The sequence below is a fragment of the Phenylobacterium sp. P4_E10 genome (genome assembly GCF_056401675.1).
The window spans coordinates 1-10541 of record NZ_JBFUIW010000029.1 but is presented as its reverse complement, the minus strand read 5'-3'; the positions used below and the strand labels follow the sequence as shown (position 1 = coordinate 10541).

The following is a 10541-nucleotide window of genomic DNA, read 5'->3' as shown; positions in this document are numbered from 1 at the left end:
GCACCCTGACCGCCCTCACCGGTACGGTCTCGGCCGGTGACGTGTCCGACCTGGAAACCGCGATCCAGAGCGTGTCTTCGTCGCTGTCGAAGATCGGTACGGGCGCCAAGGCGCTCGACACCCACCTGACCAACGTCATGAAGCTCCAGGACACCCTGGACGCTGGTGTCGGTAACCTGGTGGACGCCGACCTCGCCAAGGAAAGTGCGAAACTGCAGGCCCTGCAGACCAAGCAACAGCTCGGTGTCCAGGCGCTCAGTATCGCCAACCAGTCGTCGAGCACTCTGCTCGGCCTGTTCCGATAGGACCAACGGCGCGGCCTCGGTCGCGCCTAGCGTCGGCGGCGGGAAGGGAAACCTTCCCGCCGTCTCCGCTCAACTGGGATCGCTCCGCCCCGCAAGCGGTGAGCGAAAGGAACCATGGAGAATAGTCTCTCAGCTGTTGCTGCGCCTCAAGAGGTCGAGTTAGCGGTCGCCCCAGCCGGGCCTCCGCAAGAGCCGGCCCGCGCCCCGGACATCTCGGTCGCCCCTGAGCCGGATCTGCGGCTCGTCATCGAGGAAACCGGCGTCGCCGGCGCTTTTGTCTACAAGACCATCGACCGCCGCAGCGGTGAAGTGGTGCTGCAACTGCCGCGTGAAGAAGTGCTGCGACTGCGCGACGCCGAGGCCTATGTGGCCGGCGACATAATCGCCACGCAGGCCTGAGTTTTTCGCCCGGCGCACCGGGCTCGGAAGGGCGACCCGGAGGGTTGCGACTGCAGCGGCGGGAGCCGACTGCGGCATCTCGTCATGTGCGTTAACTATTCAGAAACCACGATCTTCCAGCGTTAACCATAGTTTCGGCGCGCGAGTCGCGCGTCCTGCATGGGTTCTCTGAAGGAGATCAGCGCCATGGCGATGAGCGTCAACACGAACAAGTCGGCGCTGATCGCGCTCCAGAATCTCAACGCGACCAATGAGAAGCTTGAGCAGGTTCAGAGCAAGATCAATACGGGCCTGCGGGTCGCGAACGCCAAGGACAACGCCGCGGTCTATGCCATCGCGCAGAAGCAGCGTGCGGACTTCAGTTCCCTCGGCGCAGTGAAGATGAGCCTTGATCGGGCGACGTCGATTACCGACGTGGCGCTCAGCGCGGGCCAGCAGATCTCCGACATCCTCGTGCAGATGCGCGAGAAGGTGGTGGGCGCCGCAGAAGACTCCGCATCGGCGACGACCAAGAAGGCCTTCGACGACGAGTTTCAGACGCTCCTCGCCGCGATCAGCCAGTTCTCCGACTCGGCGGAGTTCGATGGGGTTTCGGTGCTCAATGGCACGCTGACCGCGGACCTGAACTTCCTCGCGAACGCCGACGGTGACAGCTACATATCCCTGACCCCTCAGGACTTCACGATTTCCGGGGCGGCGATCAATCTCGACGGCACTAATCTGACAGGCACGACGACGGCGACGAAGTCGGTGCTGGCGTCCCTGGATCTGGCCATCGTCAACGTCACCGCGGCTCTGGCCGAAATGGGCGCTCAGTCCAAGCAGATTGAGAAGCACGTCACCTTCGTCTCGAAGCTGCAAGACGTGTTGGAAACCGGGATCGGCAACCTCGTCGACGCCGATATCGCCAAGGAAAGCGCGCGCTTGCAGGCGCTGCAGGTCCAGCAGCAGCTGGGCGCGCAGGCCTTGTCCATCGCCAACCAGCAGCCGCAGACCATCCTGCAGCTGTTCCGTGGCGGTTAAGCTGTTTGAGGAGAATTGAGTTGGCGGCCTCGGGGCATCGGCCCCGGGGCTTTATTTTTGCTTGGGCGGGCTGGCTTAACATCTTGTCAGCCCTGATGCCGCAAGGTGCGGCTGGGATATTCCACAGCGTCGATGTGTTCGGTTGATCAGTCTCGATTCCAACATCCTGCTGAACTACTTCCAAGCTCGCAGCGGCGTGGCCTCGACGGGTGCTGGCTCGAGCGGCTCCGGCCCGCTGGGCGCGACGACGAAGGCGCCGACCCCGCCATGGAGCGCGCAGTCCAAGGCGCCCAAGAGCGACGAACTGCTCAAGAGCGTCCTGCTGGGGCGCAAGTTCATCGACGAGTACCAGACCCAACTCGACGTCAAAGGCGCTAGCGACGACTACCGACAGCTGTTCGCCATGCACCAGGGCCTCTCGACCCTTGAGGCGTTGGCCCGGCGCGCCGGCGAGAAGGATGTCAGCGCCGCCGACCTCAAGCGCATGCAGACCGCGTTCAGTCGCGGCATGACCGAGGTCTCCGGCTATATCGCCGACGCCAAGTTCGAGAAGCTTCGACTGACCCTTGGGGATGCGGCCGACAAGGCCAAGAGCGCAGTCGGCGTACCGAAGACAACGCCGCGCTACCTGACTTCGGCGCTGCACCAGGGAACCGCCACCGACCCGGTCGACGCCTTTGAGGGGGCCGCGCAGTTCAGCATGAAAGTGCGGCTGCCCAACAAGGTCGAGTCGACGATCAATTTCGACCTGGCCGAGATGGGCGCGACGCCGCGCACCATGAACAATGTCGTCAAGTATCTGAACGACAAGCTCGGAACGACCGATTTCCGGACCCGTTTCGCCGTCGAAAAGATTCCCGGCGCTGAAAAGACCACAGTGGTCAATGGGCGGACGGTCAAGCTCGGCAAGGAGCCGGACAAGTTCGCCTTGAAAATCCAAGGCGATACGACTGAAATCCTCACGTTCTCTGCGCCGACGGCTGCGCCTGCGGTCTACGTCACCCAATCGGCCGGCGATCCCAATCCGCCGAAGACCACGACGTTCACTCCCGTCAAGAAGACCGAAGAGACCCACGCCGACCCGACGGTGAAGACCGACGAGAAGCCGCTGGTGGTCGAGGAGTTGATCAAGTTCGAGACCGGTACCACCTCCGACGCCATTCGCCGTCCCGGCGATGTCAACTGGGTGGAAGGCCGAGTGTTCAACGTCGCGCTGCCTGACGGCGTGGAAAAGGTGCGCACTACGGTCACCGGACCGGATGGCGCGCTCTATATGCTGGCGGACGTCAACGATCAGGTGGATGGTCAGACCATCAAGGGCGCCGGCGACGTCGCGCTGATGAAGTTCGATTCGGCCGGCAAGCTGATCTACACGCGCACGCTCGGCGCTTCTGCCGACGCCACCGGTATGGCTCTCAGCATTGGGCCTAATGGCCAGATCGCGATTGCGGGCTCTGTGACCGGCGGCTTCGCGGCCACTGGGGTTCCGGTCGGGGAGGGGGCTCTCGCCACTGTTCCCAAGGTGACCAAGGCGGACGACGGCGCGAGCCCGACCAAGCCTGACAGCTTCGTGGCGGTCTTCAACAGCGCGGGTGAAGAAATGTGGTCGGTGCGCCAGGGCGCGCGCGACGACGATGAAGCGACGGGCGTCTCCTTCGGCTCAGACGGTTCGGTCTACGTGCTCGGACGCACCAAGGGCGCCATGCTCGGTCAGACCTCCAGCGGAAACTGGGACAGCTACATGCGGGCCTTCGGTCCCGATGGGAAACTGCAGTCCACCACCCAGTTCGGGACCAGCGGGGAAGACAAGACCGCCGGCATTGTGGTCGACGGAACCAACGTCGTGGTGACCACCGTTGAGGGCGGCGAGATCAAGCTGCGCCGCTACGACATGAGCAATCCCAAGTCGCCCACCCTGACCGGCGCTCGCAACCTCGGCAATCTCGGGGGCGGCTCGATCGCCGGCGTTGTCATCGAGGGCGGCAATATCGTCATTGCTGGTTCGACCGGAAACACGCTTGGCGTCGGCAATACGACCCGCGCAGCCTCGGGCGGCGTCGACGCCTTCGCGGCCCGGATTTCAGCGGACCTTTCCGGAGGAAGCGACGCAATTGCCTACTACGGCGGCGCTGGCGACGACCGGGCGACGGCCATGACGGTGGCTGGCGGCAAGGTGTGGCTCGCCGGCACGAGCAAGGCCGACTTGCCCGGTATGCCTGACGCGGCCGGCAAGATCGACGGCTTCGCGGTCGGCATCGACATCGGAAGCGGCGCCATCGGCTGGTCGCAGCGCTTCACCGGCAAGGACAAGATGACCACGCCGACCTCGATCGCGGTCGATGTGAACGGCGCCAGTGCCCTCGACAAGCTCGGCCTGCCCACCGGCAAGATGGAGTACTCGGACTCCCAACTAGTGACCTCTGCGACCTCGGCTCGGGCCGGAGACCAGTTCCAGATTCGTCGTCGCATCGGCGGCCCGGCGGTAACGATCACCATCGAGGCAAACGACACGCTTGAGACGCTCTCCAAGAAAATCCTGCGCGCCACCGCCTACTCGGTGAAGGCCGAGGTCGTGTCCGACGGGGACGTACGCAAGCTGCAGATCAAGCCGAAGAACACTCGGTCCAGCCTGGAGATCCTCGGTGGCAAGGGCGGCCTCGACGCGCTTGAGGCCCTGGGCCTGCACGAAGGCTTCGTCCGCTCGACAGTTATGGACAAGGACACCGAGAAGATGGTCCCCGGCGACGGTGGCGCGCCGATGTACGGCCTCAAACTGCCGCGCGACCTGAGCCTCTCGACCAAGGAAGCAGCCGCCGACGCCCTGAACAAGCTTGTACAGGCGACTGCGGCGCTGCGGACCGCCTATCGCGACCTGGAAGCGGGCATGAAGCCGGCCACGGAAAAGAAGAAGGCGACCGGCGAGGTTCCGGCCTATCTGAAGAACCAGCTGGCCAACTATCAGGCTGGCCTCAATCGCCTGACCGGCGGTTGACCCGAGCGCCTGCTTGAAACCGTGACACGCACGGTCTAGCGAGAGCGCATGGATTTCCTGAAAGACCGGCGCACGCTGCTGGCCATCATCGGCGGGGCGGTCGCACTCCTGGCGGGTGTGATCATCGCCACCCTCATGGTTCGCAACGGCCAGGGCGAGAAGACGCCCCCGCCGCCGGCGTCACAAGGTGGGCTGGTCGTCGAGACAGGAGCCCCCGACGACGGCCGTCTCGACCCAGCCAAGCCGCTGCGCTGCTTTGTGGCAGGCAAATATGTGGGCGACATCACCCTGATCGAGTGCGCCAAGCGCAACGGCGTGGCCACTGGCGCGCTTGACGTCGGCATCGATCAGGCGGGCAATTTGGCCGCCGCCGATCAGGCCGGCACCATGTTGACCCCGCTGCCGCCGCAGCCGGAAACGGTCTCGCCGGCCGCGCCGGCCATCAACGCGCAGGCTCCCGCCGCCACAGCGGCTGGCGCTCCGGCAGGCGGCTGCTGGCGCTATGAAGGCGGCTGGCGCAAGCTGCCCAGCGAGATGACCCTCAACGCTTGCGTCCAGGCGCTGTTCGCGGGCCGTTGCGAGCGAACGGGCGGCGCCACTTATGGCCGTTGGATGCAACAGACTCTGCGCCTGGTTCCGGGCCGGGTCGAGGTTTCCGGTGACAACCGCAGCTTCCGTCCGCTGGCCGACCAGGCCGCGAACTGCTCCATATCTCCCATCGGCTAGGGCCTTGGCTCAGCTTGCCCTCGCGCCGCCGCAATCGCGCCTATAGGCTGTATCCATGCTACTCCGCACCGTCCTCGTCTCCGGCCTTGCCCTCCTTGCGCTCGCCGCCTGTTCTAAGCGCACCCTGCCGCCTGGCGGTGAGGGGATATGCTGGCACGTCTCCAAGCAGCAAGACGGTGAACTGAAGTTCAATAAGCTGGCGACCGACGTGCCGGACCTGGAGCACTGCGCGGCGGCGCTGGAATCCATGCGCATCAAGTTCCTGCGCCTCGGCGGCTCGGCGCGTGAGGTGACCGGCGCCTACAAGGGCAACTTCATTTTCGTCGAGCGGCGCGGGATCTTCACCGCCCCGTCGCTGGAAGAGCACCCCTATCTGGCGCTGGTGCGCACCGGCGACGGCCGCCTGGCGGTGCCTGGGGCGATGCCGCGCGCGCCGGCGCAGTAAGCCGCTGGGGCGCGACAAATCCTCTGTGGACGAAGCGCTGTCATCGTGAACGAATGAGGAACATTAATATTGATCGACGCCACATCGTCGTCTAGCGTCCCGCGCTTGGGCCGTCGGCCCGCAAGCACGGAAAGCAAGGGACAAGCTCATGGCGGGCAGCGTCAATAAGGTCATTTTGGTCGGCAACCTCGGCGCCGATCCTGAGATTCGGAGCCTCAATTCCGGCGACCGCGTCGCCAATCTGCGCATCGCCACCTCGGAAACTTGGCGCGACCGGAGCTCCGGCGAGCGCAAGGAAAAGACCGAGTGGCACCGGGTCGTGATCTTCAACGACAATCTGGTCAAGGTCGCCGAGCAGTACCTGCGCAAGGGCTCGAAGGTTTATATCGAAGGCGCGATCCAGACCCGCAAATGGACCGACCAGTCGGGGCAGGAGAAGTTCTCCACCGAGATCGTCCTGCAGAAGTTCCGCGGTGAACTGACGATGCTCGACGGCCGCGGCGACAACGCCGGCGACAGCGCTGGCGGTGGCGGCGGCGATTACGGCGGCGGCTATGGCGGCGGTGGCGGCAACTTCGGTGGCGGTGGCCAGCGCAACCAGAGCTCGGGCCCACGTGAAGACTTCTCGGCCGACCTGGACGACGAAATCCCGTTCTAGGTCTCGCCCAGGGTTCTGTGATGATGTGGCCGGCTCCCTGGAGCCGGCCATTTTCTTTTCACAGCTAGCTGCGCGGCAGGCCGTCCATGATCGCCGTCAGCGCCAGGGCGGTCTGCTGTTCCATGGCGCTGTGGCCGGCGTTGGTGATCACGTAGCTCGCCGGCGGCGCCCCAAGTTCCGTCATGGTTGCGACGAGACGCGAGGCCTGGGCGAGGGGGCACACCTGGTCGAACCGGCCGTGCACGATGTGCATCGGTATGCCCGCCAGCTTGCTGGCGTTGCCGACTATGTAGTCGGGCGCGAGGAACAGCTGGTTGGCGAAGAAGTGGGCTTCGATCTGCGCGAAGCAGAGCGCGAAGTCGGCCTCGCCGAATTTTCCGGAGTCGGCGCTGTCGGGGATCATGTTTGAGATCGTCCCCTCCCAGACCGACCAGGCCAGAGCGGCCTGAAGCTGGCGGTTGCGCTCGGCGTCGGTCGTCGGCGTCATGTCGAAGATCGCCTTGTAGGCGCTCATCATGTCGCCGCGCTCGGCCTGCGGGATCACTTCGACGAAGGCTTTCCACTCGTCGGGATAGGCGATGTAGGAGCCGGGTTCGGTCAGGGCGAAAGGCGTCTGGCTGAAGACCGCGGCGTTGCCTTGGTACATGTAGAGCAGGTCTTCGCGGGTCCCGAGGAAGATGCCGCGCAGGATCAGCGAGGCGACGTTCTGCGGGTGGCGGATGGCGTAGACCAGGGCGAGCGTGCTGCCCCAGCTGCCGCCGAAGACGTGCATCTTGCCGGTGATCTCCAGCGCATCGCGCAGGGCGTTGATGTCGTCGACCAGGTGGTCGGTGGTGTTGTTGGTCAGGGCGATCTTGGCGCCAGCTGAAGCGACGGTCGGCTCGCTCTTTCCGCAGCCGCGCTGGTCGAACAGGATCACGCGGTAGCGGGCGGGGTCGAAGAAGCGGGACATCACCGGGGCGCAGGCGCCGCCGGGGCCGCCGTGCAGGAACATCACCGGCTCGCCGTCGGGGTTCCCGTATTCCTCCCAGTAGAGTTTGTGGTCGGGGACATGATCAACCTGCAGCAGGCCTGAGCGGTTGGCGGGGGTCAGGGGGTAGGACCACTCGTCGGTGATCTTGCTGGTCTGCTGCAGTTCCATGGGCCGCTCCGTCAAAGGGTTAGCTGGTTATAGGCCTCCTTGGGGCCCGGGAGGCTCTCGCCGTCGTCGAGGCCGACCTCGTGGGCGACCAAATGGTTTAGCTTGCTATTGAGACGCATGATTAGGTCGGTCGACCAGCTTGGCCTTGTCGGAGGAGGGCGGTTATTCGTGCGCCAGCAAGGCGCGTAGCTCGGCCTTGGCGACTTTTTCGAGGGTCGAGCGCGGCAGGCTGTCGGTCAGGCGGACCTCGTGCGGCTGCTTGAAGCTGGCCAGAGACTGGGCGCAGGCGTCGAGGATACGTTTGACCAGGTTCTCGTCCGGCGCGGCCGGGATGACGAAGGCCACTGGGACTTCGTCGAGCATCGGATGGCGCTTGGCCACGACGGCGACCTCGGCGACGCCAGGCACGCCTGCGATCACCCGCTCGAGCTCGGAGGCGGCGACGTTCTCGCCGCCGACCTTGAGCATGTCCTTGGAGCGGTCGGCGAAATAGAGGAACCCATCGGCGCCGAGCCGGACGCGGTCGCCGGTGATGAACAGGCCATCGTCACGGAAGGCCGCGGCGGTGGCGGCCGGATCGCCGGCGTACTCCTTGAACAGCGAGACGCCGCGCTGGCCGCCGACGAAGAGATCGCCGGTCTCGCCGGGGGCGACCGGCGCGCCGTCCTCGTTCAGGACATGGATCTCGTAGCCGGGGGCGGGACGGCCCATCGACATTGGCGCGTCGGGCTGGCGGGCGGAGCCGACCGTCCCGTGGGCGATGGTCTCGGTCATGCCCCACCAGCCGATGGTCTTGACCCCGAAGTGCTTGTCCCAGGCGGGCTCGCAGACCCCGTTGCCCCAGAAGCGGTAGCTATGCGCGGCGGGCAGCGGCTGGGTGACCAGGGCCTTGACGCAGAACGGGACCATCGAGCTCCAGGTGGCGGCGTGCTTCAGCGACACCGGCCAGAAGCGCGAGGCCGAGAACCTTGGCATCAGCACCATATGGGCGCCGGCCCATAGCGCGGCGAGCACCGAGTAGGCCTGGGCGTTGGTGTGGAACAGAGGCAGGTGGGTCAGGTGGACGTCGCTCGGGCCCAGGTCTTCGTTGGTGGCGCACATGCGCGCGCCCCAGAGGGCGTTGGCGTGGGTCCAGAGCACCGCCTTGGGCCGCGCGGTGGTGCCCGAGGTGTACTGGATCGCGAAGTCGGCCCAGGGGTCGTGCGGGCGCTCGGCCAGGATCTCGGGATCGGCGTCGATCGCCGCGAAGGGCTCGAAGCCCTGAGCCGGAGCCGCGGCCGGCGCGCCGTTGTCGGTCCGCGTCACCGCCCGCCAGCCGATCGTCGGGGCGGCGGCCGCGACGCTGGCGGCGAACTGAGGCTGGGTGATCGCCCCGACCGCGCCGCTGTGCTGCGCGAAATAGGCGATCTCGTCCTGGCTGGACTTGGCGTTGGTGGTGACCGCCACGGCGCCGGCATAGGCGCAGCCCAGCCAGGCGATCACCGACTCCGGGCAGTTGTCCAGGTGGACGAGGATGCGTTGGCCGGGCTGGACGCCGCGCGCCTGCAGCCCGGCCGCGAAGCGGCGCAGGGCGTCGCGGAACTGGCCGTAGGTCCAGGACTGGCCGGCGCCCTCGAAGGGCTCCCAGGTCAGCCAGGGCTGATCGCCGCGAAGGCGGGCCTGGTCTTCGACCAGGGTGCGGATGTCCATGCCCTCGAAGGGGATGACCGGGCGCGGGGTCAATGGGCCGCTCCCTTGGCGGCCGGGGCCTCGCGGAATGCGCCCTGGCGGACGATCTCATCGGCGGCCTGGGCGGCGATGGCTTCGGGCTCGGCGCCCGGTACGCCCAGCCCGCGCAGTAGCAGGGCGCACATCTGCTGGGCCAGGCTGACGGCGAATGTGGCCGTGGGTTCCTGGGTGACCCGGATCAAGGCCAGTTGGGCGACGCCCAGCACGTAGAGAACGCCTGACTCCGTGGTGGCGACCATGAACCGCCCCTGGGCCAGGCCCTGGGCGACGTCATGGACCAGGCCCTTGTTGAGCGGCGCGGCGGTCGAGGTGTGGCCGCTGTGAATCCGGACCAGGACGCCAGCCCGTTCGGTCTCGTCCACGGCGTAGCGCAGGTAGGTGCAGACGGCCCTGGCCATGCGGCGGGCCGGATCCTCGATCCCCTCATTGGCGCGGGTCACGGCCCGTTCGACTTCGGCGCGGATCTCGGCGGTGACCTCGCGCACCAGTGCGTCGCGGTCGGCGAAGTGATTGTAGAAGCTGCCCTTGGAGACGTCGGCGGCCTGCACGATGTCGTCGATGGCGACGGCGTCGACCGGACGCTCGCAGAACAGCCTCCGGCCGGCGGCGATCAGTGAGGCGCGCGTGCGCTCGGCGCGTTCGATCCGTTTGCCGCTCAAGGTGCTCAATCCTCCCCCATCACGCCCAACGCCGCGGCGAGAGCGGGTTGGGCCCGCCTAGGCTGCTGGGAACAGTCAAGGTTTGGCAAGGGCGTCCTCTCGGGAAACGTGGCGGCGCAAGGCCTGCCGGTAGGCGGCGGCCAGGGCCTCGGGCTCGCCGGCGCCGAACACGTAGCGGTCGGGGCGGACCAGCACGGCCTGCACCTGATGGGCGTCAAGCCAGCGGGTGAGGTCGGCGTGGAACGGCGCCAGGCGCGGCTCGGCCAGGTCGAACGTGGGAAGCCTGCGGTCAGGAGCTGTGGGCGTTCGGGCGATCAGCCAGGGGCCTTCGCCCAGCACCTCGTCCAGGCGCAGTCGCTGTTCCAGCGGGCCGCTGACCGGCTGCGGGAAAAGCGCTCCGGCGGCCGCGGCGCCCCTCATCACGCCGTCGCCGGCCAGTGGCGCGGGCGTAGCGGGCGGCAGCGC

10 protein-coding genes and 1 pseudogene are annotated in these 10541 nt (G+C 66.6%); 7 read left to right on the top strand and 4 right to left on the bottom strand.

What is annotated here, in order from left to right:
• The 7 genes from AC1DQJ_RS20675 to AC1DQJ_RS20645 all read left to right on the top strand — a co-directional run.
• Positions 1–305: flagellin (locus AC1DQJ_RS20675; protein ID WP_477606826.1), on the top strand; the 305-nt coding region annotated here is incomplete at its 5' end.
• Positions 306–419: 114 nt separating this feature from the next.
• A complete protein-coding gene (locus tag AC1DQJ_RS20670) occupies positions 420–704 on the top strand; it encodes a hypothetical protein (RefSeq protein WP_477606824.1) in 285 nt (94 codons plus the stop codon).
• Between the two features lie 186 nt (positions 705–890).
• Positions 891–1727, top strand: a complete 837-nt coding sequence (locus AC1DQJ_RS20665; RefSeq protein WP_477606822.1) for a flagellin — start codon at positions 891–893, stop codon at positions 1725–1727.
• A 142-nt stretch (positions 1728–1869) separates the two neighbouring features.
• Entirely contained in the window at positions 1870–4719 is a 2850-nt protein-coding gene (locus AC1DQJ_RS20660) for a hypothetical protein (protein ID WP_477606820.1), read from the top strand.
• Positions 4720–4767: 48 nt separating this feature from the next.
• The gene (locus AC1DQJ_RS20655) at positions 4768–5445 is read left to right on the top strand and encodes a hypothetical protein (RefSeq protein ID WP_477606818.1); all 678 of its coding nucleotides are present in this window, start codon (positions 4768–4770) and stop codon (positions 5443–5445) included.
• Positions 5446–5500: 55 nt separating this feature from the next.
• Positions 5501–5890 (top strand): hypothetical protein, encoded by a 390-nt coding sequence (locus AC1DQJ_RS20650; RefSeq protein ID WP_477606816.1) that lies wholly within the window; start codon positions 5501–5503, stop codon positions 5888–5890.
• A 148-nt stretch (positions 5891–6038) separates the two neighbouring features.
• Positions 6039–6548 carry a single-stranded DNA-binding protein gene (locus tag AC1DQJ_RS20645; protein ID WP_477606814.1) on the top strand — a complete coding sequence of 170 codons (510 nt, stop codon included), beginning with the start codon at positions 6039–6041 and terminating at the stop codon, positions 6546–6548.
• A 64-nt stretch (positions 6549–6612) separates the two neighbouring features.
• Here AC1DQJ_RS20645 and pip read toward each other — a convergent pair whose 3' ends face one another.
• From pip to AC1DQJ_RS20625, 4 genes and pseudogenes are all read right to left on the bottom strand, one after another.
• Positions 6613–7689, bottom strand: a complete 1077-nt coding sequence (gene pip / locus AC1DQJ_RS20640) for a prolyl aminopeptidase (protein WP_477606812.1) — start codon at positions 7687–7689, stop codon at positions 6613–6615.
• A 162-nt stretch (positions 7690–7851) separates the two neighbouring features.
• Positions 7852–9411: an AMP-binding protein gene (locus AC1DQJ_RS20635; protein WP_477606810.1), complete on the bottom strand. Its 1560-nt coding sequence runs from the start codon at positions 9409–9411 to the stop codon at positions 7852–7854.
• Positions 9408–10076, bottom strand: a complete 669-nt coding sequence (locus tag AC1DQJ_RS20630) for a TetR/AcrR family transcriptional regulator (protein WP_477606808.1) — start codon at positions 10074–10076, stop codon at positions 9408–9410. The genes AC1DQJ_RS20635 and AC1DQJ_RS20630 overlap by 4 nt, the downstream gene beginning before the upstream one ends.
• 75 nt (positions 10077–10151) lie before the next feature.
• A pseudogene (locus tag AC1DQJ_RS20625) lies at positions 10152–10541 on the bottom strand (hypothetical protein); the annotation flags it as partial.

Bases quoted from the DNA above. Each gene is read 5' to 3' on its own strand.
- AC1DQJ_RS20665 (WP_477606822.1), top strand. From the start codon at position 891: ATGGCGATGAGCGTCAACACGAACAAGTCGGCGCTGATCGCGCTCCAG.
- AC1DQJ_RS20655 (WP_477606818.1), top strand. From the start codon at position 4,768: ATGGATTTCCTGAAAGACCGGCGCACGCTGCTGGCCATCATCGGCGGG.
- AC1DQJ_RS20645 (WP_477606814.1), top strand. From the start codon at position 6,039: ATGGCGGGCAGCGTCAATAAGGTCATTTTGGTCGGCAACCTCGGCGCC.
- pip (WP_477606812.1), bottom strand. From the start codon at position 7,689: ATGGAACTGCAGCAGACCAGCAAGATCACCGACGAGTGGTCCTACCCC.
- AC1DQJ_RS20670 (WP_477606824.1), top strand. From the start codon at position 420: ATGGAGAATAGTCTCTCAGCTGTTGCTGCGCCTCAAGAGGTCGAGTTA.
- AC1DQJ_RS20650 (WP_477606816.1), top strand. From the start codon at position 5,501: ATGCTACTCCGCACCGTCCTCGTCTCCGGCCTTGCCCTCCTTGCGCTC.